The sequence below is a fragment of the Pseudoalteromonas sp. S4741 genome (assembly GCF_005886135.1).
Lineage (GTDB): Bacteria > Pseudomonadota > Gammaproteobacteria > Enterobacterales > Alteromonadaceae > Pseudoalteromonas > Pseudoalteromonas tetraodonis.
In genome coordinates this window covers 1-26045 of sequence record NZ_PNCN01000118.1, presented here as the reverse complement: position 1 = coordinate 26045, position 26045 = coordinate 1, and the positions used below count along the sequence as shown (strand labels likewise).

The following is a 26045-nucleotide window of genomic DNA, read 5'->3' as shown; positions in this document are numbered from 1 at the left end:
CCCCCCCCCCCCCCCAGCCCCCCCCCCCCCCCCCCCCCCCCCCCCCCCCCGCCCCGCCCAACAATTTTCTTTAATGAGCAATTTTGATAGTGCACAATCCGCGCTGGCAATGGCTGAAAATCTTAGACAAGCTGTTGCAAATAAATATATTAAAGCCAATGGTATAACCATAAATTTAACAGCCAGTGTTGGCGTAGTTAAGTACCAGCAACTAAATTTGGCTGAATTAATAGCGCAAGCAGGTAAGCAGCTTTATAAGGCAAAAGATGCGGGGCGCAATGCGGTTTTTTCTGATATTAACCTCTGTGCAGATGCGGCTTAATACATTTGATCAAAATTAGGAATACTGTTCTCCCAAATCGGTCTTTCTTTGCCAATGTATTCACGCACGGCATCAAAAAACAATCGTGTTCTTACCGGTAAATCTCGGTGTGGGTATACAGCATACATTGCATTATGTTCCATTAATTTTACATCCGTAAGTAAGGGCACCAGTTGCCCATCAATCACTTCTTTATCTAAAATAAATGCCGGCGCTAAAAAGTAGGTGGTACCAGAGAGAGTTTTCATCAGTAACACTTCTGCATCGTTTGCTCTAAACACACTTTTTATTTTTTGCGCGCAGTGCTCGCCAGTGTGGTTATAGTAATTTATGCCTTCTACCCGCAGTGAGTTGCTGGCATAACTGGCCGCTGGCAATTGTGCCAAATCAGTGATTGTTGTAGGCATACCGTATGTTTCTATAAACGCTGGCGCGGCTAATAGTAACAAACGATTACGGGCAATTTTACGAGCAATTAATGATGAGTCTTTGGGCTCACCCACTCTAAACGCTAAATCAAATCCTTCAGATACAATATCAACCAGTCGGTCATCTAAACGCAGTTCTACTTCCACTTGTGGAAAGCGTTTTTGAAAATCGTTGATCACTGGCTGTAAGTAGCGTCGACCTATTAAAGTAGATGCGGTTACTTTTAATACGCCGCGTGGCTCTTGGTGGTAGTTTTCTGCCATGCGCACCGTTTCGCCAAGCAGACTTCGTAGCTCACCTGCTTTTTTTATCATTTCAGCGCCCGCTGCTGTAAGAGAGAATGAGCGGGTTGTTCTGTTCAATAGCCTTACTCCAAGTTCATCCTCTAACCGACTAATTTGTTTAGAGATCACTGAGCGGTCAATATTTCGTATTTCGGCTGCTTTTGCAAATGAGCCTTGCTCTACCACTTCAAGCAGCATTAATAGTCGACTGGTTGTATCCATTATTTCATCACGTAGTGAGTATTGATGCCATTTTGGCACTAATGAATTTAAAAATCTATTGTTTTTGTCATCAAGTATGTTCCGTATTATGCAACGCTAAATTAAAAGGAGCGTCGTTATGAACAAACACTTAATTGCTATAGCATTATCTGTTGCATTAATCACACTGGCCGGTTGTGCCGATGATGGTACAGCACAATCAGCACCCACACAGCAACAACAAGCAATTGATGTAGCCGAGGTCTTGGTTAAGCCAGTTCAAAGTTGGCACACCTATACAACACGCTTAGAGTCACCGCAAAAAGTGGCATTAATGCCGCGTGTATCCGGCATTATTGAGCAAATTGAATTTAAAGAAGGGGAAAGCGTTAAACAAGGCGATGTATTATTTCGTTTAGACGATCGCTCATTCGCTGCAACCGTTGACAGTTTAAGCGCTCAGGTTAAAAGTGCTCAAGCAGCACTTGAACAAGCAAAAAGCGAAGCATCGCGTGCGGTACGCTTAACTGAGCGAAAAGCCATTTCGACTGAGCAAGCACAAGCGCGTACATCGACTCTGCGTCAGCGTGAAGCACAACTTGCTGCACTGCAAGCGCAGCTTAAAGCTGCAAAGCTCGATTTAGAGTTTACGTCAGTGGTTTCTCCTATTGATGGCGTGATTTCTCGCGCAAATATTACCAAAGGTAACAACGTACTTGCAGGGCAAAGCGTGCTTACTTCAATTGTTTCTAATGACAAAATGTACGCTTACTTTGATGTAGATGAACGCACTTGGAATAGCGCATTTGACGAAGTAACAGCTGCAAGCAAACAGCCTGTTGTAATGCAAAAAGTAGGACAAGACGATTTTAACTATAGCGGCCATATTAACTTTATAGATAATCAAATTAACGCATCTACAGGCACTTTACGCGTTCGTGCGGTATTTGATGATCGCAGTAACGAGTTGCGTTCGGGCTCATTTGCACGCATTAAGTTAGCTGCTAATGCAGTGCGTGAAACTGTCATTATTCCAGACAGAGCCATAGGCACAGATTTAAAAAATCGCTTTGTGTTAACGGTAGGCGAAAACAATGTGCTGCAGTATAAGCTTGTAACAGTAGGTGAGCGCTATGGATCGTTGCGAGCCATCACATCAGGACTTGAGCAAGGCGATGTTATTGCTGTAAATGGCCCTGCTCGTGTAGGACCGGGTATGCCGATATCACCAAATAAAGTGGCAATTAATACCCAAGGCGTGGCATTTACGCTAAGTGCTAACCCTGCCGATTTAGTTGCTAAGCAATAAGGTTATTAGATGAAATTTTCACACTTTTTTATACAGCGACCGATTTTTGCGGCCATGCTGTCGTTGATTATTTTAATTGCAGGTAGCATTTCATTATTTCAGCTGCCGGTCAGTGAATACCCAGAAGTCGTACCACCGACAGTGGTTGTGACTGCCAGTTATCCAGGTGCGAACCCGACGGTTATTGCACAAACAGTGGCAACACCGCTTGAGCAAGAAATAAATGGCACCGAAAACATGCTGTATATGTTTTCACAAGCAACCAGTGACGGACGTATGACGCTCACGGTGACATTTGCGTTAGGCACTGATTTAGACCGTGCCCAAGTGCAAGTGCAAAACCGAGTAAATAGTGCGCTGCCGCGTTTGCCACAAGAAGTGCAACGTTTAGGGGTTGTTGCTGAAAAATCATCACCCGATTTAACCATGGTGGTGCATTTATATTCACCTCAAAACAGCCATGACACCGCGTATTTATCAAATTATGCCGATTTAAATATCAAAGATGAAATAGCGCGTTTACCTGGTGTGGGTGATATTCGTTTATTTGGTGGTGGTAAATATGCAATGCGAGTTTGGCTTAACCCAGATGCGCTAGCATCGCGTGAGCTTACTGCAAGTGACGTGGTCAATGCACTACGCTCGCAAAATCAGCAAGTTGCAGCGGGCAGTTTAGGTTCGCAACCGATTTCAAATGACAGTCAATTCCAAATTTTATTAAACGTCAAAGGACGCCTTAATAGCATTGAAGAGTTTAAACAAGTCATTATTAAAGTTGGGGAGCAAGGGCAGCTAACGCGTTTGTCAGATGTGGCACGTGTTGATTTAGGCCAAGATTCTTATGCATTGCGTGCTGAGCTTGATAATAAACCCGCTTTAGCGATGCCAATATTTCAACGCCCAGGGTCAAATGCCATTGAGCTCTCTGATCAGGTGCGTGAAACGATGGCACGTTTATCAAAAGACTTTCCAGCAGGTGTTGAATACGACATTGTTTATGATCCAACGGTATTTGTGCGAGGCTCAATTGATGCGGTGATCGCCACTTTACTCGAAGCAATCGTGCTGGTGGTGATTGTGGTTATTGTGTTTTTACAAACCTGGCGCGCATCTATTATTCCGTTAATTGCGGTGCCTATTTCACTCATTGGTACCTTTGCAGTAATGCAGTGGCTTGGAGTGTCTATTAATACCTTATCGCTATTTGGTTTAGTACTGGCTATTGGTATCGTGGTTGATGACGCAATTGTGGTCGTAGAAAACGTTGAGCGAAACATAGAAGATGGCTTATCTCCGCTTGAAGCAACCCGCGTGGCAATGACGGAAGTAACCGGCCCTATTATTGCGATTGCATTAGTATTATGTGCGGTATTTATTCCGACGGCTTTTATTACTGGGCTTTCAGGGCAGTTTTATAAGCAATTTGCATTAACTATTACTATCTCAACAGTAATTTCGGCGTTTAACTCATTAACGCTGTCGCCAGCACTGGCTGCTTTATTGTTGAAATCACATGATGCCGAGCCTGATGCGTTTACCCGCGTGCTTAATAAATTATTTGGCCGTTGGTTATTCCAACCTTTTAATCGCGTGTTTGACCGTGGTGCTAAAGGGTATGAAAAGCTGGTACAAAAGCTTATTCGTATGAGCGTTGTAGTTATGGTTGCGTATATTGCCTTAGTTGGCGGTACGATTAAATTGTTTGATGCGGTACCGGGTGGCTTTATTCCACAACAAGATAAGCAATACTTAGTCGCCATTGCGCAGTTACCTGACGCTGCAAGTTTAGACCGTACAGAAGCGGTGGTAAAACAAATGCAGCAAATTGCATTAGAGGTACCTGGGGTTGCGAACACGGTAGCGTTTCCTGGTCTTTCAGTGAATGGTTTTACTAATAGCCCAAATAGCGGCATCGTATTTACACCACTGGCGCCTTTTGCAGAGCGTACGGATCCGAGTATGTCGGCTTCGGCTATTGCAGCGCAATTAAACCAACGTTTTGCGGCCATTGATGAAGCCTTTGTCGCTGTGTTTCCGCCACCGCCAATTCAAGGCTTAGGCACCACAGGTGGCTTTAAATTGCAAATAGAAGATAGAGCTAACAAAGGCTTTGAAGCCTTATTTAACAGTTTGCAATCAGTGATTGCTGCGGCGCAAAAAGATCCGGCGTTAATGGGGCTGTATTCAAGCTTTAGAATTCAAGTGCCACAAATGGATATTGATATTGACCGTGAGCAAGCGCTTATTCAAGGTATTCCATTAGATGAAGTGTTTAACTCGTTACAAATTTATTTAGGCTCAGTGTATGTAAACGACTTTAATTTGTTTGGTCGTACTTACCAGGTTAATGCCCAAGCTGATGCTGATTTTAGGGTAGACCCAGAGCAAATACTAAACCTAAAAGTGCGTAATCGTGCCGGTAATATGGTGCCGTTAGGCTCAGTATTAACGGTAACGCCTACCATCGGCCCAGATCGTGTAATGCATTACAACGGCTACCCAAGTGCAGAGCTTAATGGCAGCCCAGCGCCCGGTTATAGTTCTGATCAAGCGCAATTGGCGATTGAAGCTGTATTAGCAAAAACATTGCCTACTGGCATTGAATATGAGTGGACTGAGGTAACGTACCAGCAAGTATTAGCAGGTAATACCATGGTGTATGTATTCCCTCTGGTTGTATTGCTGGTGTTTATGGTACTGGCCGCACAGTATGAAAGCTTACGTTTACCACTGGCCATTATTTTAATTGTACCTATGACTATTTTCTCAGCGTTATTAGGGGTGTGGTTTGTAGGTTCAGACAACAACATATTTACGCAAATAGCGTTGATTGTACTGGTCGCATTGGCTTCTAAAAATGCCATCCTTATGGTGGAATTTGCTAAAGATAAGCATGACACTGGGTTATCGCACCTTGAGGCGATGTTAGCGGCGTGTCGATTACGTTTACGCCCAATTTTAATGACATCAATTGCGTTTACCGCAGGTGTTATACCGCTTGTATTGGCAACCGGTGCCGGTGCAGAAATGCGTCATGCCATGGGTAATGCAGTGTTCTCGGGCATGATTGGAGTAACTGTGTTTGGACTATTATTTACACCGGTGTTTTATATGCTGGTGGTAAAAAAGCCGCGCGTTAAGGAGTCTTCACATGACTAAATTTAACTTAAGCGCCCTTAAATTATCGCCATGGTTGAGTTCTGCATTAGCGGTTGCTGTGTTATCAGGTTGCGCGAGTAAAATTGACACAGCTGCTCAGCAACAACAGGTTGATGAGTTTGTTGCCAAGGCAATATCTGCAGAGCAGTTTATGGGTGAAGATGAGCAAAACTGGTGGCATAAGCTGGGCTCAGCGCAGCTAAACCAACTGCTGAGCAACGCACTTGCTAATAATTACGACTTACAAACAAGTCAGCTGGTATTAAAAAGCGCTTTGGCGCGTATTGGCGAGCAACAAGCGCAATACTTACCGCAAGGAGGTATTGAGGTTGGTGCAAAGCGAAGCGGGCTAGGCAATACCAATAACCGACAATCAAGTGCGAATGTAGCACTTGATTGGCAGCTCGACTTATTTGGTCGAATTACTGCGTTAGTCGATGCCGCGAATTCTCAAGCAATGAGCCAAGCTGAGCAAGTTAGGTTATTGCAAATTGAAGTGGTGTCGGCTGTGGTTAAAGGCTTTGTGAGTTATCAAGGTAATCTGCAAAAGCAGCAAATTATTGAAATGCAAATAGAAGCGCTTGAACAAAGCATTCAAGTGCTGCAGGCCCAAGTTGATGAAGGTGTGGCCAATGAGCTCGACTTAAACCGCACTATGGCGCAACTTAGGCAGCAGCAAGCCTTGGTGCCGGCAATTGAATATGCCAAGTACCGTGACTTATCTACTTTGGCCGTATTAAGCGCGCAAACTACGCAATCACTGAGCATTAATGATGAACGTACTATATTAACTAAGGCATTTGCGGTGTCATTGGCAAAGCCTAATGATGCAATAGCACTAAGACCTGATATAAGTCGTGCTTTATTTGATTTTAGCCAGGCAAATAGCCTGAGTGTAGCAGCTAGTAAAGCTTTATTGCCGGATATTAGCTTAAGCGGCTTTGCAGGCGTGTTAAGTTTAGGGAGCAACGGTTTTAGTGATACCCAGCAGCAATGGCAAGTAGCGCCGCAATTGCAGTGGTCATTATTAAGTTACCCTGCGCTTTTAGCACAACGCGATGCGCAGCAGTTTTTAAGCCAAGCAGCGTATACTGACTACCAGCAAGTGGTATTAAAAGCGATTAACGAGAGTGAACTTTCTCTGCAATTATTGGTCAATCAAGCACAGCAATCGCGCTTTGCTGATGAGCGTTATCAATTTGCTAATAATGCATTTTTACAAGCACAAGCAATGTACGAAGAAGGGCAAATTCCTTACTTAGAGTTGTTAGATGCGCGTCAGGATGTTCTAATAGCGCAAGAAAATGCCGTTGATTCAACTATTTCATCGCTACTTGCCAAAGTAAATGCCTACCAGTCATTTAATGGGCGATGGAGTTACGCGTTAAGTAATACTAACAAGTAGAGTTTTTGATGCCTAATACTGCAGATACAAACCCAAATACTATTCCTACATTAATGCGCTCTATTGTGTTAAATGAGCCCAATGAGGATATTAACTTATCGGATACTCAGTTACCTGTGCCTCAGTGCACAGGGAATGAGTTATTAGTAAAAGTAGAGTACGTTGGTTTAAACCCGGTGGATGCACAATTTGCCAAGTCTGGCTTTTGTACGTGGCAATACCCGCATGTTTTAGGCTTGGATGCAGTGGGAACAGTGGTTAAAGCGGGCAAAGGTATTTTTCCGGGGGTAGGGGAGCGTGTTATGTGGCACGCCAGCGTAGGTGAGCAAGGGGTACTGAGCGAATACGCAAAAGTACCTAATTATGCGGTGTCTATCGTTCCTCAGCAATTAGCCAGTGACAAAGCTGCAACTTTACCCTGCGCCGGAATGGCGGCATTGATCAGCTTAGATAAACTATCAGTAACTGAGGGCGATACACTTTTTGTTGAAGGTGGTGCTGGCGCTGTAGGGCAATTTGCTATTCAGTTTGCCAAGCAGCGCGGTGCAGATGTATTTACCACCGCCTCTAAGCGCAATCATAAATTAGTGAAGCAACTCGGCGCCGATGTGGTCTTTGATTATAACGATAAAGCCTTATGTGACAAAATTCGTCGAGAGTTAGGTCCACAAGGGTTTGACGCTGTTATTGATATTATGGGGGGGGAATCGACCATTCAAAATATCGAACTAATGCGTTTTTGTGGTCGTATTGCTTGTTTAAATCCACTTCCTAACTTTGAACAGCAGCTAATGTATCGGCGTGCGCCTAATATTAGTATTGTCTCCTTAGGAGGTGCGTGGCTAGCTAACAGCTTATGTGCGCAGCAGCGGATGAGTTTTATGGGCAATTTGTTGCTTGAAAAGGTAGCAAATGGCGAGATAATTCCTCCAGAAGTATTAGCTGTTGATTTTAACGCAAACGCTGTTTCGGCTGCATTAAACAATCAGTTAGCAGGTGGTTTTACAGGTAAACAAGTGGTTAAAATAAGCTAATTTCACCCAAATTCTCGTATTAAAAAACGCAGCCTAGTTTTAGGCTGCGTTTTTTTGTTTCTACTTTATTACCAAATCCGTATTTGCGGCGCCAACAACCAGAATTATTAAATTTTTAACAAAAAAAATAACAATTCAGCGTACAGGTGCAAGCCTTTTTATTTCAACAGTTTACGTTCAGGTAAAGAAAATAAATTGCAAAAACTGTTAATTAATTGAATAGAGTAATTGATCTAAAGCGATTTTTATGACGTAATGTAGGTATTATTTATCTGGTCGGATGAGTTCGTTATGAGTTTACGTACAAAATTAAAAAAAGTACTACCAAGCATTTCAGTTACTGAGCAAGAAGCGTTAGACGCTGGTGATGTATGGCTAGAAGGGTCTATCTATCAAGGTAAACCAGATTTCAGCGCGCTACGCGACGTACCTGCGGCTAAATTAACCGCAGACGAGCAAGCGTTCCTAGATGGCCCAGTACAAGAATTACTTGGCATGATTGACGATTCAGTCATTCAAAATGGTATTCATTTACCAAACGACATTTTAGAGTTTTTGAAAAAAGAGCGTTTCTTCTCGCTGATCATCCCTAAATCGTTTGGCGGTTTAGAGTTCAGCCCATACGCTAACTCAACAATTGTAGGTACAATTGCTACTAAAAGCTCAGCGGTTGCGGTAACCGTAATGGTACCAAACTCGTTGGGCCCGGGTGAGTTACTTCTTCACTTTGGTACAGAGGAGCAACAAGCACACTACCTACCACGCCTTGCAAATGGTACAGACATTCCATGTTTTGCATTAACCAGCCCAGAAGCAGGCTCTGATGCAGGCGGTATTCCAGATGTAGGTACCGTAACTAAAGGTATGTACAAAGGCGAAGAAGTACTTGGCTTAGAAATCACGTGGGACAAACGCTACATTACACTCGCGCCAATTGCTACTGTACTTGGTTTAGCGTTTAAAGTAGTTGACCCAGATGGTCTACTAGGTGGCAAAGAAAACCTAGGTATTACTTGTGCACTTATTCCAAAAGAGCACCCTGGTGTAGAACTTGGTAACCGTCATGATCCTATGGGTATCCGTTTTTACAACGGTACTACACGTGGTAACAAAGTATTTGTACCAATGGACTTTATTATCGGTGGCCAGAAGAACATCGGTCGCGGTTGGCAAATGCTGGTTAGCTGTTTAGGCGCAGGGCGTGGTATTTCATTACCAGCATTGGGTGTAAGTACAGCACAAGTTGCATTTAAATCAGCTTCTGAGTACGCAGCCGTGCGTGAACAGTTTGGTTTATCAATTGGTCAATTCGAAGGTATTCAAGAAAAGCTAGCTGACATTGCAGGTAAAACATACCTACAAGAAGCAATGCGAGTACTGACAACTGAAGGTTTAGGCATGGGCTTAAAACCATCGGTAGTGACTGCAATCGCTAAATACCATATGACAGAGCTTGGTCGTGATGTACTTGATTCAGCAATGGATATTCAAGCAGGTAAAGCGATTCAAAACGGTCCACAAAATACATTAGCGAGTGGTTACGTGGCGCAGCCTATTGCCATTACGGTAGAGGGCGCGAACATTCTGACTCGTAACCTAATGATATTTGGCCAAGGTGTTATGCGTTGTCACCCATACTTACAATCTATGGTTGAGTCTATCCACAGCGATGACAAAAACGCAGATGCAGAATTTAATGGTATTTTACGTAAAACAATTGGCTACAGTACAGCAAATAGCTTACGTGCATTCCGTTTAGGTGTATTACCGTTTACTGCTGGTGCAAACTCGGCATTACCAGAAGTACGTGACTACGAAAAAGCAGTGCATAAACTATCAGCTAAATTAGCTGTGTATGCTGACTTCTCGTTACTAGTACTTGGCGGTAAACTAAAGCAAGCTGAGATGCTTTCAGCACGTTTAGGCGATGTAATGAGCTTCTTGTATGCAGCTATGGCATCTATTAAGTATTACGAGCAAAAAGTAGCAAGCAGCGAGCGTGAGCAAGCGGCTCCTTACTTCCATTACGCAACACGTTTTGCATTACAAAGTGCTGAAGAGGCATTGCACAAGTTCTTAGATAACTTCCCTGCAAGTGGTACACGTAAGTTCATTCGTTTCATTACCATGAACTACTCAACTAAAATGCCAAAAATCAGCGATGATTTAATTCGTGAATTAGCGAAACAAGCTCAGCTTGATACAGCATTTAAAGCGCAAATTACCCATTTAGTTAAGCCAATTAAAGGTGATGGTCATCACATCAACGAGCAAGCTTACAAAGCTAAAATGGCATCACTTGAGTTATTAGCAAAAGTGAAAAAAGCGCTACGTGCTAAAACCTTTAAGCCGGGTACGCGCTTTTCAATCACGCTTGAAAATGCACTTGCTGCAAAAGTAATTAACGACGCTGAATTTGTTCAGTTAAGTGATTACAACAAAAAACGTGAAAAAGCGATTCGTGTTGACGAGTTCGACTTCGATATGAACATCCTAGACGACAACGCACAGCCAGTTAATCCGCTTAAAAGCGTGGTTAACCAATAAAATTCAATAATGCAAAGCGCCTGCAGTTTAGGCGCTTTTATTGATACAAAATTAGTGTGGAGTCCTGCTTGAGTAACATCAAGCGGGGCTTTTTTATGTTTTTCAAAGTAGAAATAGATAGCGGTATTGGTCTTAAAGCGAATATGTATGCATAGAGGATTAAAAAGAGACACTTATAATCTTGAAAAAGGGCTAACAACCCCGTTGGCACCTTGTTGCAGTACATGGGTATATATTTGTGTGGTTTTAACATCAGAATGGCCAAGCTGAGCTTGAACTGTTCTGATATCGGCGCCACTTTGCAATAGATGCGTTGCAAATGAATGACGCAAGGTATGCGGTGTTATAATTTTTGTTAATCCCGATTTTTGGACGGCTTTTTTAACCTCTTTTCTAATACAAGAGTGATGAAAATGATGTCGTCTTATTTCACCACTTTGAGGATCTGAACTTAATATATGAGAAGGAAATAAATACTGCCACGCAAGTGATTTTGAGGCGCTAGGGAATTTTTTTGTTAAAGCATATGGCATCCACACACCCGCATATTCCGTATTATTTAAATCAAGTTTTAAATAGTCATCAACGTTCAAAATTTGATTTCTCAGCATAGGAATTAGCTCTGTGGCCAGCGTTACAATACGGTGTTTATTACCTTTCCCATTCCATACTTGAATACACTTATAATCAAAATCAATATCTTTCACCCTTAACTGCACCGCTTCCATTACTCTTAAACCGCTACCATACATAAGGCCTGCAATAAGATAATAGCGCTTATTTAAATGAGTCATAAGCAGCTTAACTTCTTCTGGCGTCATTACGACAGGCAGTTTTGCTTGTTTTTTACTGTGGGCAAAATTTAAGTTTAACGATAATTCACTTTTTATTATGTGCTTGTATAAAAATGACAATGAATTAAGTGCTGTGGCTTGCGTTCGTGGTGCAACATTTTGCTTTAACACTAAGTGTTCTAGATAGCGTTCGACTTCATTGTCTCCCATTGAGGCGGGGTGGCGCTTATTATGAAAATGAATATAAGATGCAATCCACCTCAGGTAAGTATCTACGGTACGTAATGAATACTGACGCACTAACATATATTCAGCGATATAATTTAAAAATGGGGAACGCGTTTTCATATTTTCACCAATAAGAATACTGTGTTTATATACAGCTTAGTTGTTTTGCTCACATATTCAAGAAAATGCGCGCCGAGCGCACTTTCTTCTTTCTTATTCTATTTAGTACCAAGAAAAAATTATAGCTGGTAATGAGTTAAGTTATTTGTTAAAAAGTAATTAATAAATATATTAGCGTAACGTTGGTAGAAATATACGCGACGAGCGCACTATAAAATTGTTAGGTACTTCTAGTGTTTAGGTGTAATTTTCAAGTTTTATTAATATCAATTATTGGAATGCCATTTATTGCATCAGCGCAAGATGATAAGTTGTGCGAACACTTAATTTCCTTTGCTAGCAAATCAAAAGTCGCTAAACCTTTAAAAGTTATATTAATTAATGATTGGGCTAACTTCTCAAAGAGCTGTGAGGATAATGGAACAGAGGAAGGTAAGGAGTTCTGCAATTACTTAATAAACAATACTTCAACTGAATTTATGAATATTAATTTATCAAGAATTCTGAATTGTAGTGTAAATGATTTTAATTTAGGCAGTGTTCACCTAAATAAAATCTCAGGTGAATTTTCAGTATTTGAAATACCTAGCCTAAACCAAGATATTACATTGAATATAAATTTCTCAATTGGGGACGATGTAATAAAAGACTTTATAGAAATCGAGGCTGAAAATGAGCCTGAAGAATAAGTACCTAACAAGCTAATAAACAAGGACAAAAAACAGTTTGCTGTTTTCGTTCCTCAACATTTTAGCAAACAATTTTTTGCCTGTTATTAGGGCGTTAGCCATACAAGGGGAGTTTGTGAAATCATCGAGACTACAGAAGTACCTTATTCTCGCTTTCAGAAAATCAATACTTCCAGCTTTTTTTGTTCTTGCGGCTCTAGCTATTGGTGGGTATTTCAAAGCTTTAAATCGTGACAGTGTCGACTTATCACCAGAGAATATAGAAAGGATATTAGAAGCTTTGCCCATAGCATATTTGTGCGTTTATCTATTAGTCTTTTGCGCTAAGATGTGGGACTACTACATTAATGATGGCTTCGTTAAAGACGAAGAAATAAAGTAGAGTATGGCTAACAAGTTAATTAAACAATGGACGCAAAACAGCAGGCTTGCGCTCATTCTTCGCTTAGTTTAGCCTGCTATTTTCCGCTGTTTATTAAGGCGTTATACGCACAACCATAATCCGCACATTCCGAGGAAGTTATGCTAGAAGATGGAATTTTTGAAATAAGGTTAGATTATAAACCTGCAACGGGCAGTGCTGATCGTGTCTTTTTAGTTATGGCGGAATACGTTAGTGCTTTTGAAGAATTAGTACACGTCGTTGGGCACAGTATTGACCCAGAAGCTGATTTTTCTTATCAATTATCGTCTGTTGAACAAGGCTCTATAAAAGGTGTTTTAAATTGTGCCTCAGCTATAAAATCTTTTAGTAAGGCATTATCTAAAATACCAGAACACATAGCTGGTTCAATGGTTGAATGTGATGAAATAGATTCTGAAGAAGACATTGAAGCATTAGCAATACAAGTCGAAGATAAAGTAAAAAATTCTATAGACGTAAAATTCCCTAACGAGTTAAATATTAACAGGTTACGTTTAGCTGAAGGCATTAAAAAGTTGGTGGATGCTTCAGAACGATTAATTGATGGAGAAACAATTGATCTAAAATCTGGTGGAAATAACGTTGTATTTTTAAACACCAAAGTTCGATTTGATAAAGAGCCGAGTTCATTATTCATTGAAATTCTTCGAGAAGTAAAAACAACTGAAACTTTATTAATCAAAAAGCCTGTTTTCTTCGGTGATGCTATGTGGGATTTCAAGAGTATAGAGAGACGTAAATCGTTCTCAGCTCCAATAATGGATGAGTTATGGCTAAAACGATTTCAAAATCGCGAATTAGCCCATATAGATCCGGGCGATGCAATTATAGCTCTAGTATCTTATGAAGCTCATAAAGCAAAAGGAGCAAAGCATTTCTCTTTTTCCAATCACAAAATATTACATGTAGAGCGTCCAATTAAAAGCGATGAATTACAAGCTATTTTAGATTTAGAGTGCAACAGTGAAGAAGCATAAACCTCAAGGTGCGGCTATGTCGTTAATGGCTTCATATTTATTTGTGTTGTTGCCATTTGTAATTCTTGTGATTGTTAAATTTGCACAAGATCAATCCAATGAACTGTTGTTACTTTCTGATTGGTCAATAGCTTCAAGTATTATTTATGGTCAACTTATCGTTAAATTAACGACTGCACTAGCGGCAACTAGTAAATCTAAAAAGATGCCAGGCATAACTTTTAATATCACTTTACTTGTATGTCTTGGACTGGCGATAAACATTGTTGTTTATGTTTTAATGCTAGTAATGCCAAGCCAAAATATTGGTATTATTCAATTAATACTTTTTGCAATCGCATCAGGGTTTCATTTTATTTACGGAGCTGCTGTTTATCATATTAATAAAGAGCAACCAGTAGCATAATGTGCGTATAACAAGTTGCTTAAACGGACAAAAAACAGTTGGCTTTTGCTCGTTCCTCGCTAATTTTAGCCAACTATTTTATTGCCGCTTAGCAAAGCGTTAAGTATCTTTAGGAGGTTGTTTGTTCTGCACTAACTGCGACAAAGAAAGTGATAGTCTATCGTTAAAAGATCCTGTGTGTGATTGCTGCGGATTTGATAATTCATACGTTTTACAGTTGATTGAAGAGAATGATGACGAACTTGAAACGGAAGACGAAATCCGCAGCAGCGTTGAGTGCGCTCAACGGAGTGTAATCCTTTTCGGACTTGTGTCAGCAGGTAATGGCGAAGATCGCGATGCAATTGTAGCTTGGCTAAAAAAAGAAGCTCTTTGGGAGTACGTTACCGAAGAAGAAAAAGCATTTTTTGAATCTCAACAGCTCACTAAGCGAAGTGTTATTAATGCTACTTGGAGAATAGAATCATTGGCTATATTGCTATGGGCGCTCTACAAGCTACCAGCATTCAATAACTTCAGTGAGTTATGCGATCTCGACGCTATAAAGAATGCTTGTGACTTTTACTTGAAAGAATCCAAAAATTTTATAGAAAACGCTGAGTTACGTTCAGATGATGAGATATTTGATGCAAATGAACTAATTTATGATTCTCATTGGAAAGTTAGAGACGCTACAATCAATCATCAACCCATACCAGTAGAAATAGATTCAAGTATTGTGCAAGAGAGACATCATGCTATAAATTGGCTGATAGGTTACTGTGGGCAGGAATGGGATGAAATTACGACAGATACTTAACAAAGAAAATGAAGACGGATACCTGGGAAGAGCACCCAGCTACCGCTTATTTTGGTGTTATATGCCAAGGATTCTTTGATGTTAGCTGAGCCTTACAATACCTTATTGGTGATAATTATTTGCATCTTAGCCGCCTTGCATTTTAGTGGAAAACTTGGGAGTGCAAATAAATCTCCAACGCTAAAATATATGAATGAAAAATATCCTAAGCTGCCTAGATACATAACTGGTTTAGCTATATTTGTTGCAGTAGTTAAGAGTTTGATTTTGGTGATAGATGGCATATAACAAAACAATCAACAACATTCGCTTCGCTCATTGGGAAAAAGCCTCGCTGTCGCTCAGCTTTTCCCGTTATTGTAAGCGTTAGGCAAAACAAGGAGAAAGTAGATGGATCAAATCAAAAATCAAGTCGTTGCGGTCATTTTAGGTGTTGCTTTGGCTTATGCATCAATTGCTATTGCAGGCATTGGCGCAGCAGTAGCAATACCAGCTGATATTCTAAAACCTGTAGCTCAAATATCTGGCTTACTCGCTTTCACTCTTGTCGACTTGTTCACCATCGCGGTGCCGTTGGCGGCAGCATTTTTAGTGGTAGCTTTTGCCAGTAAGTTGGTAATTAGACAGCCAGACTTTACTTTTTACGTGTTGTTGCTCGCGCCTTTGGTGCTATTACAACTGTATTTTGTTGCGCAATCACAGCCTCAAGTGCTCAATAACATCATTACAACGCTTCCACGTTATCTGTTGTTGGCTGTGTGTTTTTACTTTTTGGTTCGCAGCAGTAAGCGGGCAAATGCCTAACAAGGCCAGTCAGCAACGGCCACTGCGTGGCCTGGACCTCAAACCCGCTGCGCGGCTTTTCGGCCGCTGCTGGCTGCGTTATAACTCACCACACTGTAGAGTGTAAGGATGCACAAATGAACATAAACGCAACAGTTGCAGGTCAAATCATATTTATCAATTTCTTAGTTATGCTGTATTTAACTTTGAAATTTGCCAAAGGGAAGTCTGATAACTTACCACTTGTAGGGTTTTATACCTTCCTTCTAAGTTTTATTTTCTTTCCTGCTAGTTGGTTATATTGTTGGTACTGGTCAAAAAAGAAGCCTGAAGTAGCAAGTGAGTTATAATCGGGTAGCCGGAGGTCTCTAACCTCCAGCCCCCACACCACCCATCATGCGGGTCCGCAATGGGCGGTTCATCTCCCGTAATGAATATTGATCCAAATATCTTTCAATGACACTAAACCTTGTGATGCTAAATAGTCATTACCTAGCGCAATGTTAATTCCTTTTGTTTTTGAGCTTCTACAAGGGCCTTTACTGGTGATACCACAGGCTATGGCGAGTCGCTCGCTAACACCCAATTTCATTAAACTGCGTACTTTGGTGCGAGGTTTACGCCATTGCCGCCAGTAGCACATTCTTATCCTACGACGGATCCAATGATCTAAATCCACTGTTAGTTGATAAGCGTTGGCTATTAGGTAGTAGTGTCCCCAGCCGCGTAAATACTGCGTGAGTTTATGAATTTGTAGGGTCATTGAGATCCCCCAGTTGCGGTTAGTGAGTTCTCTTACATTTGCTTTAAATTTCTTTAGCGCCTGTTCGTGGATCTGCACTTGAGCGTAACGGAAGGTAAACCCGAGAAATTTCGAGCCTGATACGGGACCGACTCGACTTTTCGATTCATTCACTTTGAGTTTTAATCGCTGAGTGATAAACGCAGTAATTTCCCGTTGGATTATGAGTCCTTCGCTTTTCGTTCTTACTAAAATGATTATGTCATCAGCGTAACGTGCAAACTTAAGGTGTTTGTAGGTTAGCTTCTTATCTAATTCATCGAGTAAAATATTGGAAAGTAAAGGGGATAATGGCCCACCTTGAGGGACTCCTTTGGTTGACTCAAACCACAGACCCGTTTCGCGCTCTGCGATCCCCGCTCGGAGGTATTTACCAAGTAGGCGCATGAGTGCTTTGTCTTTGACTTTACGACCAACACGATTCATCAGCATGTCATGGTTTACTTCATCAAAGAACTTAGATAAGTCAATATCAACTGCTGTTTTATAACCTTGTTTAACACAAGATTGAACATGATTTACTGCTTGGCTGGCTCTTTTATGAGGGCGATAACCATAACTATGTGGTGAAAATAGAGGCTCAAAGTAAGGGCTAATCACTTGAGCAATAGCTTGTTGGATCACTCTGTCGATAACAGAAGGGATCCCAAGCATTCGCTCACCGCCATCGGGTTTGGGTATCATCACGCGTTTGACTGGCAAGGGTTGATAAGTGCCGCTAAGTAATTGTTGTTTAATACCCAGCCAATGTAACTTAGCGAAGTCATTAAATTCCTCAATACTCATATTATCAATACCCGCAGCCCCTTTATTGCGCTTAACATGTTGCCATGCTGCACCAATATTGTGGTTGCTCAGTACCCTTGCCATCAGGTCACGATCTGTTTGGTTGTATTCATTCGAGGTATTATTCACAGTCGAACGCTGTTCATCACTATCACAACACGGTGATCTATGTGAATTCAAGTTCATTTGTAGTATCTCCTCTGGTTAAGATGTTCAGGCCTTCACCGTGTCCCCTCCATTACGATGGGCGTTTGGCTACTATGCCGTCTGCTGACTTCTGATAAATCACTCTAGCGATTACTCGATAAAGCGCGTCGAAACTAACGCTTGTTTACTGCTATTTCGCTCGCTGTAGGTCGCAGCAACCAAAGCGCCAAGGGGTGAACAACCAGTCCCTAACTGGTAATCTCCAAACGTTAGCGCGGATGCGTGTTTATCAGATCTCCCCCCTTTTTACCTATAAAGAACAGGTGCATCGACTTTCTCTGCACAACTGCATCATTTACGGTGGCCGTTAGATCACATGACTTCGCTATCTTGTGCTAGCTCGTCTTCAGCCTACGCCTCATATGATGTTTTTGTTCATCAGCTCACAGATTTGCTAGCGGCTTCCTCTAGACTATCTCTCGCGATTTAGCCCTTGCCATTCGCTAGTAGTTATCTTTTAATAACAGTGTGTTATTTAAACGGTGATCTTCCTACAGAGGACTTTCACCTCATAAGTCAATGCCCATGTCGGGCGTACACAAATGCATCAACACGATTTGCTACATTCGGCATTCTAGGTTTCTTTTGCTTTACCGTGTTAAGTGGTAAATTTGAGCTTAATCTGCATGGTAGCAAACGTGTTATGCAGGCGTTAAGTGCTAAAGGAGCATGCGTGAGCCTCTTGAGTTATTTATTTAAGAAAAAACAGCCATCTTTGAATAAAGAGGATGGCACTACAAAAACCAGTGGTGAGCTAATCTCTGAAGTAACAGACGGAGCTAACTTAGTAGACGGTAAGCAAACATGGGAGTTGGCTGAAGAAAATAAAGATGATCTCGAGATCATGAAACGTTGTTGTGATGCTGAGCTTACAACAATGGATAAGGCTGGCTTGGTTCCTGCGCCTTATTATTTTGAACGTGTTGCTATTCTTTTTAGAAAAAGCAAAGACTACGCACAAGAAATATTTTACTGCGAACAGTATATTGAGAAGGTCGAGTCCTTTTATTCTAAAAACGGCACTAAAGGTATTGCTGATGTTAGAAAAGGCCCAAGATTTAAAGCCATTGTAAAGCGGTTACCAAAAGCAAAAGAACTCTACGCCAAGCAAAGCACTTAGCAAGTGCCTAAACCAAAGGACGCAAAACAGCAGGCTTGTGCTCCTTCGTCGCTAAATTTAGCCTGCTATTTTGCGCCGGTTAGGCAAGCGTTAAGTTTCCAAGGAGACCATGTACAAGTTATGCAGAAACCCACCTTAAATTTCTTACTTTCAATAGGAAATAAAACAGACACCCATCTTTAATTTTGTACTTTCAATGGTTTCAAACTATGCTTTAGGCAGTATGAATAAATAGGCTGGGTGTTCCATGGCAATTGCAAGAAAGCGTCAGGTTAGTTTGGCTGATACGCGATATTATCACTGTATTTCACGTTGTGTACGCCGAGCCTTTTTATGCGGAGAAGACCATTTTACAGGTCAGTCTTATGAGCACCGCAGAGGCTGGGTAGAAGATAGGCTACTTGCCTTAGCAAAAGTATTTTGCATAGATGTGTGTGCTTATGCTGTGATGAGTAATCACACTCATTTAGTACTACATGTAGATGATAAAAAGGCCAATAGGCTAAATGACAAAGCCATTATTATTCGTTGGCATAAAGTGTGTAAAGGCACGTTATTAACGCAAAAATACCTGCAAGGTGAAAAACTCACTAAAGCAGAGCTTATCTTTTTCAATCAAACAGTAAAACAATACCGAGAGCGGCTATCTAGCATCAGTTGGTTTATGCGCTTGTTAAATGAAGATATTGCGCGCAAAGCGAATAAAGAAGACAACTGCACTGGTCGATTCTGGGAAGGGCGCTTTAAATCACAGGCCTTGCTAGATGAAGCCGCACTAGCTGCTTGCATGGCGTATGTAGATTTAAATCCAATTAGAGCAAAGATAGCCAGCATCCCCGAAGAATCAAATCATACCAGCGTGAAAAAGCGATTAGAAAGTGCAGCAACAGGCAAGCAGCCTAAAAGTTTATTACGTTTTGCAGGATTACCACGCCAAATCATGCCAAAAGGCCTACCTTTTGAACTTAAATCCTACCTTGAACTCGTTGAATTAACAGGCCGTGTTATAAGAGAAGACAAGCAGGGACACATTGACAATATATACCTTCCTTTACTAGAGCGAGTCAATATTAGCCCTGAGAACTGGCTGAAATTGACGACACAATTTACGCGTGTGTTTCATGGTGCAGTCGGTAGACCTTCTTCACATGAAAGCTATTGTGAAAATCTAGGGAGAAAGCGGCGAGCAAACATGAGTAACTGCGAAAAATTACTCGCATAAAGCTTAATCAATCAAATACGTAAACTTACTGTATAGAGCAGGTATTTCCATGTCTGTCATTTAAGTTTTGCAACGATATTTACTTATTTAAAGCTGAAACCAGCCTTTTAAAGTTGCAAGAAACTAAATGCAGAGCTTAATAGTGAATTTTGTGACACAGGTTCAATAGGTCGTTAAGATGGGTGTCATCATATGATATCCTCATCATATGATATCCCTTGTAAAAGTTCATTGAGCTTTCTCCTGTAAGGTTGGTTGCCTTTTCAGCGTAGCGAATAATTGCGATGCTGCGGAGGAGGCTCAATGAGTATCAAGCTGCTCAAGCGGGACAAATTACAGTTGGCTGGTTCCGCTTCGCTTCACATTTTAGCCAACTAAAATTTGCCCCTTAACAGGGCGTTATACGTTAAGGAGAACTCGTGCGTTTAATCTTATTATTACTTGCAGCCACTTCATTTTGCACATTTGCAAATGAGGAGATTACAATTCATGTAAAAGAGTCAACTTACTCTGTTGGAAACTCAGTGGAAGTATTAACTAATATCGAATTAGAAGATCAACTAGGAGAGTTAAACTTTTCTGCAATAACGCTTGATGTGGACTATTGTGCAGAGCCGCTCACTATTGCTAATGCCTATTTAGCTATTGCTAATAGCAAACCATCAGTAACAGATATTAAACTAAGGTTAAGTGGTAGCCATGAGGAAAGTAAGTGTAATAACGTATAACAAACAACTGTTGCCACTCACTGCGTTCGCTGGGACAAAAATACGTAGGCTCCCGTCGCTTCGCTCCTTATTTTAGCCTACGTACTTTTGCCCCTAAGTTGGGTGTTAAGTTTCCAAGGATACCATGTACAAGTTATGCAGAAACCCACCTTAAATTTCTTACTTTCAATGGCTTCAAACTATGCCTTAAGAAGTATAAGTAATGAGCAGTGTGTGTCATGGCAATTGCAAGAAAGCGTCAAGTCAGTTGGCTGATACGCGATATTAACACTGTATTTCATGTTGTGCGCGCAGGGCTTTTTTTATTAAGACCTTTTATTAAAAACACCGTCTAATGTTAAACTAACTAAAATTTAGCAACCTAATATGGCTATGTCTTTTTATCTTCCGTTACTTATCCCGCATTTTGAGCGTATAGCCATTGGCGAAACCCTAACTTCACTTTGGAGTGGCTGTGGTCAAATTGTGAAGTGCCAACTTGATGAGCAAGCCTGTGTGATTAAAGCGATTAAAGTACCCGATCACATTAATCATTCTAAAATTAAACAAAGTGCGTTTGCGCTTAACAGGAAACGTGGCTCTTACCACGTTGAATATACATTTTATCAGCAATTTAGTCATAAACTGCCCAAGCAAGCGGCAGCTATTGAATGCATTAAAGCAATCAACAAAGGCGATGAGTTTGCCTTGGTGTTTAAAGATTTTTCAAAGCAGGGTTATATCCAAGCATCTAGCGAGAATATAAAAGCGATTTTAATGTGGTTGGCACATTTTCATGCCTTTCATTTAAATACAAAATTTGATGGTTTATGGCCGCAAGGAAGTTATTGGCATTTGGATACACGCCCTGATGAATTTAATAACTTACCTGAAAAGTCCGATATTAAACAGGCTGCTAATCAATTAAATAATGCGTTAAAGCAATGTGACTACCAAACGTTAATTCATGGTGATGCCAAGCTTGCTAATTTTGCAGCTAATAGCCAAGGGTATATACGCGGTTACGACTTTCAATATGTGGGTGCGGGTGTTGGGGTGGTAGATGTTATGTATTTTATGACCAGCTGTTTGGATGATTCTGAGCTTCACAAATACGCACAAACTTACCTCAACTATTATTTTAGCCAGTTTAAAAACGCACTCAGTCACTACCAACCAGCAGTGAATGCGGATGACGTTATTACACAATGGGCTCATTTATGGCCGGTGGCGTGGGCAGACTTTTATCGGTTTTTACTTGGGTGGAGCCCTGAGCACAAAAAAATTAACGGCTACATGCAAGCCCAAGTAAATAATTGGTTAGCCAGTAACAACTCATAAACACAAAAAGTTGAACAGTTATGGCTAAATTAAATATTTTGGCACGAACTATGAAATCAAGGCTAAAATTAACAGTCAAACGGCCTGTTTTAATATAAAATACGTCAAATTTTTTATCACTAGGTTTATTACTATGGCTATTCACGTTATTTCTCATCCCCTTGTTCAACATAAGTTAGGTTTAATGCGCGCGCATGGAATTAGCACGAAAAGTTTTCGTGAGTTGTGTTCAGAAGTGGGCACATTATTAACTTACGAAGCCACTAAAAACCTAGAATTAGAAGATAACGAAATTACAGGCTGGGACGGTAATAAACTTAAAGTTGAGCACATTAAGGGTAAAAAAATTACCGTGGTGCCAATTTTACGTGCGGGCCTTGGTATGATGGACGGCGTAATGTCGTTACTCCCAGCGGCTAAAGTGAGTGTAGTGGGTTTAGAGCGTAATGAAGAAACTCTTGAGCCAGTTCCCTACTTTGAAAAACTAGTGGGTAATATTGATGAGCGTTTAAGCTTAGTGATTGACCCAATGCTGGCTACTGGTGGTTCTATGATCGCCACCATCGATATGCTTAAAAAAGCAGGCTGTAAAGAAATTAAAGTAATTGTATTGGTTGCTGCACCTGAGGGCGTTGAAAAAACATTAGCCGCTCATCCTGATATTGAGATTTTTACTGCCTCAGTTGATAGCCATTTAAATGAAAAAGGTTACATCATCCCAGGGCTTGGCGATGCAGGTGACAAAATTTTCGGTACGGTTTACTAAGGTTTAGCAGTGCAAAATAATTCTACATTTTCTATAAAAACCATTTTAACCGGTGCCCAAATGCTGTTTGTTGCATTCGGTGCGCTGGTATTAGTGCCTATTTTAACCGGCCTCGATCCGAGTGTTGCCTTGTTTACCGCAGGTTTAGGTACTTTGTTGTTTCAATTTGTCACTAAAGGCCAAGTGCCTATCTTTTTAGCCTCGTCATTTGCGTTTATTGCACCCATTATTGCCTCAGTGCAAATGTGGGGCATACCCGCCACTATGGGCGGCTTAATGGCAGCGGGCTTTACTTATATGCTGTTGAGTTTATTGGTGAAGTTTAAAGGCACAAAAACCTTACATAAAATTTTGCCGCCAATTGTGGTCGGCCCAGTCATTATGGTGATTGGCCTAGCACTCGCGCCAGCTGCGGTTAATATGGCCATGGGTAAAAGTGGCGATGGTGGTACACAAATTATTGCCTACGATAGTGCCATTATTATCTCTATGTTCTCATTACTAGTCACTTTAGTGTTTGCCGTGTGGGGCAAAGGGGTATTTAAACTAATACCTATTTTAGCCGGTGTTGTTGCCGGTTACACGCTATCGTTATTTATGGGTGTAGTGCAGTTTGAAACAGTCAGTAATGCACAGTGGTTGGCAGTGCCTAACTTTGTACTGCCAGAGTTTAAATGGCAAGCCATTTTGTTTATGGTGCCGGTGGCAATTGCGCCTGCTATTGAACACATTGGTGACATGATGGCAATTAGCCAAGTTACAAAAAAAGACTATTTGAAAAAGCCAGGGCTACATCGCACTTTATTTGGTGATGGGTTAGCCACGTCTGCTGCGTCATTATTTGGCGGCCCACCTAACACCACTTACTCAGAGGTAACCGGTGCGGTAATGCTAACTAAAAACTTTAACCCTAAAGTGATGATGTGGACTGCCATTATTGCAATTTGTTTGGCGTTTGTGGCTAAAATGGGCGCGGGCTTGCAAACCATTCCGGTCCCTGTAATGGGTGGCATAATGATCTTATTATTTGGCTCTATTGCCGTTATTGGCTTAAATACCTTAGTTAAATCGGGCGATGACTTAAGTGAGCCTCGCAATTTAAGTATTGTGGCGCTTATTTTAATTTGCGGTATTGGTGGTATGCACATTGGTAGCAGCCAGTTCAGCCTTGAAGGTGTGAGCTTATGCGCTGTTTTAGGTATAGTATTAAATTTAGTATTCCCAAAAGCACAGAGCAACGAGAATTAAATTTGCACTGTGGTTAAAAATATTGCACCAAAAAAGCGCATTTTAAATGCGCTTTTTTTTTTAACCTACTAAAAAGTAACAATAAATAATATTGGTCTAGTAACTGCATTTCCTTATTCATACCCTATAGTTGAATTAGGGGTTGTTATATTGGAGGCCAATAGTGTGGATATAAATGCTTTTTTAGTAAAACATCAATTGCCGTTGAAATATCAATATATTAGTGAGCAGTATTTTTCTGTGATTGCTCAGGATATTTTAACCAGCAAAAAAAATGCGCCTTTATTTGTTGCCATCAACGGCTGCCAAGGCTCAGGAAAAACCACGCTTGGTGACTATTTAGTGACTTGGTTTGAGCAAAACACCCACCTAAATTGTGTTGCGCTCTCTATTGATGACTTTTATTTATCAACTCAAAAACGTCAGCAGTTAGCCCAAGATGTGCATTGTTTATTCGCCACTAGAGGTGTACCGGGTACACATGATGTTGCGTTGATGGATAACACCATTAGCCGTTTATTAAATGCAGAAGTAAATGTACCGCTGCCACGTTTTGACAAGCAACAAGATGAACCGGTAGCAACAAACAAATGGTTAACCAATAGTCAGCCGGTCGATATTGTTATTTTAGAAGGGTGGTGTGTAGCCAGTGAACCACAGCAGCCTTTTACTTTAGTTGAGCCTATTAATGAGCTAGAAAAATCATACGATCAACAAGGGTTGTGGCGTCGCTGTATTAACAGCTGTTTAGCCAATGAATATAAAACCGTTTTTGATAAAATCGACTACACAATAATGCTCAAAGCCCCAAGTTTTGATGATGTGTTTGCCTGGCGACAAGAGCAAGAGCACAAGTTAATTGCCAAACAAGGGCAGGGCGCAGGCACTATGACCGATGAGCAGTTATTGTGGTTTATTGCTCATTTTGAACGCATCACTCGTGAAAACCTCAATACCCTCAGTGCTAAAGCAAATGCACTTATAGAGCTTGATAGTAATCGTGATGTAACTGCGATGGTGCTTACGAACGATAGTATTGGTCAGCCCATTATTTTTACCGATTTAGATGGCACATTGCTCAATCACAGTGATTACAACACCGATGCGGTAGATACCTTACTACAAGAGCTGCAATACAGTGGTGTACCCGTGGTATTTAATACCAGTAAAACATTTAGTGAAGTAGTGGCACTGCAACAAGCGCTCAATATTAAACAGCCTTTTATTGTTGAAAATGGCTCGGCTGTTTATATTCCTAAAAATTATTTTAGTCTCAGGCCCATTGACTGCAGCGAATACCAAGGCTATTGGTGTTATTCATTTGCGGCACCCATTAGCAATTTATGGGCTGATTTAACACACTTAAAAAAAGACTACGGCGATCAATATAGTTTATTCAGTGAGTTATCGTGTGAGCAGGTAATGCACATCACTGGGTTAAACGCGATACAGGCGGCGCAAGCACAGAATCGTCAATATTCAGATCCGCTCTGCTGGCATGGCGAAGAGCACAAACTCAACGAATTTATAAACGCAATAACAGTGTACGGCTACGACGTTAAAGTAGGCGGGCGCTTTATTCACATTGGTAAAAATACCGATAAAAGCATGGCGCAACAATGGCTAGTGAAACAGTTTACTGCGCAGTTTACTAAGCCGCTAAGCATTATTGCGCTAGGGGATAGTGATAACGATAAGCAAATGCTCGAAGAGGCAGATATTGCCATTATTATTGCCAATCCAGAGAGCAAAAAGCCGGTTAAATTAACCCATAACAAAGCGCGTTATTCTCAGTTGCCAGCGCCGTTAGGCTGGGTAGAAGAAATCACTGCATTACCTTGTATTAACAGCATTTTATTTAGGGTCTGTTGACCTTTCAAGGTTAAATTTACAGCAGTATGTTTGGTATTTAGGCAAGGCAGAGCCTATGTGGTGT

Annotated in this window: 23 protein-coding genes; 20 read left to right on the top strand and 3 right to left on the bottom strand. The window is 41.1% G+C overall.

From position 1 onward, the window contains the following. The first annotated feature begins 73 nt into the window (after positions 1-73). A complete protein-coding gene (locus CWC30_RS14995) occupies positions 74-322 on the top strand; it encodes a GGDEF domain-containing protein (RefSeq protein WP_249929893.1) in 249 nt (82 codons plus the stop codon). Here CWC30_RS14995 and CWC30_RS14990 read toward each other — a convergent pair. Then, positions 319-1257: a LysR family transcriptional regulator gene (locus CWC30_RS14990; RefSeq protein WP_036983917.1), complete on the bottom strand. Its 939-nt coding sequence runs from the start codon at positions 1255-1257 to the stop codon at positions 319-321. The genes CWC30_RS14995 and CWC30_RS14990 overlap by 4 nt on opposite strands. A 118-nt stretch (positions 1258-1375) precedes the next feature. On the opposite strand from CWC30_RS14990, the gene CWC30_RS14985 reads away from it, so the two are divergent. The 5 genes from CWC30_RS14985 to CWC30_RS14965 all read left to right on the top strand — a co-directional run bounded on the left by CWC30_RS14985 (position 1376) and on the right by CWC30_RS14965 (position 10690). Then, the gene (locus CWC30_RS14985) at positions 1376-2545 is read left to right on the top strand and encodes an efflux RND transporter periplasmic adaptor subunit (protein WP_138627495.1); all 1170 of its coding nucleotides are present in this window, start codon (positions 1376-1378) and stop codon (positions 2543-2545) included. 9 nt (positions 2546-2554) lie between these two features. Beyond that, entirely contained in the window at positions 2555-5704 is a 3150-nt protein-coding gene (locus CWC30_RS14980; RefSeq protein WP_036983919.1) for an efflux RND transporter permease subunit, read from the top strand. Then, positions 5697-7109 (top strand): TolC family protein, encoded by a 1413-nt coding sequence (locus tag CWC30_RS14975; RefSeq protein ID WP_138627494.1) that lies wholly within the window; start codon positions 5697-5699, stop codon positions 7107-7109. Before CWC30_RS14980 ends, CWC30_RS14975 begins: the two co-directional genes overlap by 8 nt. Before the next feature lie 8 nt (positions 7110-7117). After that, positions 7118-8143, top strand: a complete 1026-nt coding sequence (locus CWC30_RS14970) for a zinc-binding dehydrogenase (RefSeq protein WP_138627493.1) — start codon at positions 7118-7120, stop codon at positions 8141-8143. A gap of 291 nt (positions 8144-8434) precedes the next feature. After that, a complete protein-coding gene (locus CWC30_RS14965) occupies positions 8435-10690 on the top strand; it encodes an acyl-CoA dehydrogenase (protein ID WP_036983924.1) in 2256 nt (751 codons plus the stop codon). 173 nt (positions 10691-10863) lie between these two features. Here the strand turns inward: CWC30_RS14965 and CWC30_RS14960 are convergent, their stop codons facing one another. Continuing rightward, positions 10864-11832 (bottom strand): integron integrase, encoded by a 969-nt coding sequence (locus tag CWC30_RS14960; RefSeq protein ID WP_138627492.1) that lies wholly within the window; start codon positions 11830-11832, stop codon positions 10864-10866. 233 nt (positions 11833-12065) lie between these two features. Here CWC30_RS14960 and CWC30_RS14955 point away from each other — a divergent pair, with 233 nt between their 5' ends. The 7 genes from CWC30_RS14955 (at position 12066) to CWC30_RS14925 (ending at position 16260) form a co-directional block, all read left to right on the top strand. Beyond that, positions 12066-12521, top strand: a complete 456-nt coding sequence (locus tag CWC30_RS14955; RefSeq protein ID WP_138627491.1) for a hypothetical protein — start codon at positions 12066-12068, stop codon at positions 12519-12521. Positions 12522-13043: 522 nt separating this feature from the next. Next, on the top strand, positions 13044-13922 hold the full coding sequence (locus CWC30_RS14950; RefSeq protein ID WP_138627490.1) for a hypothetical protein: 879 nt from the start codon (positions 13044-13046) through the stop codon (positions 13920-13922). Beyond that, positions 13909-14328 (top strand): hypothetical protein, encoded by a 420-nt coding sequence (locus CWC30_RS14945; protein WP_138627489.1) that lies wholly within the window; start codon positions 13909-13911, stop codon positions 14326-14328. Before CWC30_RS14950 ends, CWC30_RS14945 begins: the two co-directional genes overlap by 14 nt. A 121-nt stretch (positions 14329-14449) precedes the next feature. Next, entirely contained in the window at positions 14450-15127 is a 678-nt protein-coding gene (locus CWC30_RS14940; protein WP_083238643.1) for a DUF4272 domain-containing protein, read from the top strand. A gap of 78 nt (positions 15128-15205) precedes the next feature. Then, the gene (locus tag CWC30_RS14935) at positions 15206-15415 is read left to right on the top strand and encodes a hypothetical protein (protein ID WP_138627488.1); all 210 of its coding nucleotides are present in this window, start codon (positions 15206-15208) and stop codon (positions 15413-15415) included. 102 nt (positions 15416-15517) lie between these two features. Beyond that, positions 15518-15931: a hypothetical protein gene (locus tag CWC30_RS14930; protein WP_138627487.1), complete on the top strand. Its 414-nt coding sequence runs from the start codon at positions 15518-15520 to the stop codon at positions 15929-15931. Between the two features lie 116 nt (positions 15932-16047). Further along, complete coding sequence (locus tag CWC30_RS14925; RefSeq protein WP_015067157.1) at positions 16048-16260, top strand: hypothetical protein; 213 nt, start codon at positions 16048-16050, stop codon at positions 16258-16260. Between the two features lie 68 nt (positions 16261-16328). Here the strand turns inward: CWC30_RS14925 and ltrA are convergent, their stop codons facing one another. Continuing rightward, positions 16329-17684: a group II intron reverse transcriptase/maturase gene (ltrA, locus tag CWC30_RS14920; RefSeq protein WP_249929892.1), complete on the bottom strand. Its 1356-nt coding sequence runs from the start codon at positions 17682-17684 to the stop codon at positions 16329-16331. Between the two features lie 694 nt (positions 17685-18378). On the opposite strand from ltrA, the gene CWC30_RS14915 reads away from it, so the two are divergent. The 7 genes from CWC30_RS14915 (at position 18379) to CWC30_RS14885 (ending at position 25981) form a co-directional block, all read left to right on the top strand. Continuing rightward, on the top strand, positions 18379-18825 hold the full coding sequence (locus CWC30_RS14915) for a hypothetical protein (protein WP_249929891.1): 447 nt from the start codon (positions 18379-18381) through the stop codon (positions 18823-18825). 247 nt (positions 18826-19072) lie between these two features. Next, positions 19073-20047: a transposase gene (locus tag CWC30_RS14910; protein WP_138627486.1), complete on the top strand. Its 975-nt coding sequence runs from the start codon at positions 19073-19075 to the stop codon at positions 20045-20047. A 419-nt stretch (positions 20048-20466) separates the two neighbouring features. Beyond that, complete coding sequence (locus tag CWC30_RS14905; protein ID WP_069438963.1) at positions 20467-20775, top strand: hypothetical protein; 309 nt, start codon at positions 20467-20469, stop codon at positions 20773-20775. A 372-nt stretch (positions 20776-21147) separates the two neighbouring features. Further along, complete coding sequence (locus CWC30_RS14900) at positions 21148-22095, top strand: DUF1679 domain-containing protein (protein ID WP_171034731.1); 948 nt, start codon at positions 21148-21150, stop codon at positions 22093-22095. A 133-nt stretch (positions 22096-22228) separates the two neighbouring features. Next, on the top strand, positions 22229-22861 hold the full coding sequence (gene upp / locus CWC30_RS14895) for a uracil phosphoribosyltransferase (protein WP_008466150.1): 633 nt from the start codon (positions 22229-22231) through the stop codon (positions 22859-22861). 9 nt (positions 22862-22870) lie between these two features. After that, complete coding sequence (locus CWC30_RS14890) at positions 22871-24109, top strand: uracil-xanthine permease family protein (protein ID WP_028834749.1); 1239 nt, start codon at positions 22871-22873, stop codon at positions 24107-24109. Between the two features lie 147 nt (positions 24110-24256). Next, complete coding sequence (locus CWC30_RS14885) at positions 24257-25981, top strand: HAD-IIB family hydrolase (protein WP_171034730.1); 1725 nt, start codon at positions 24257-24259, stop codon at positions 25979-25981. The last annotated feature ends 64 nt before the right edge of the window (positions 25982-26045 follow it).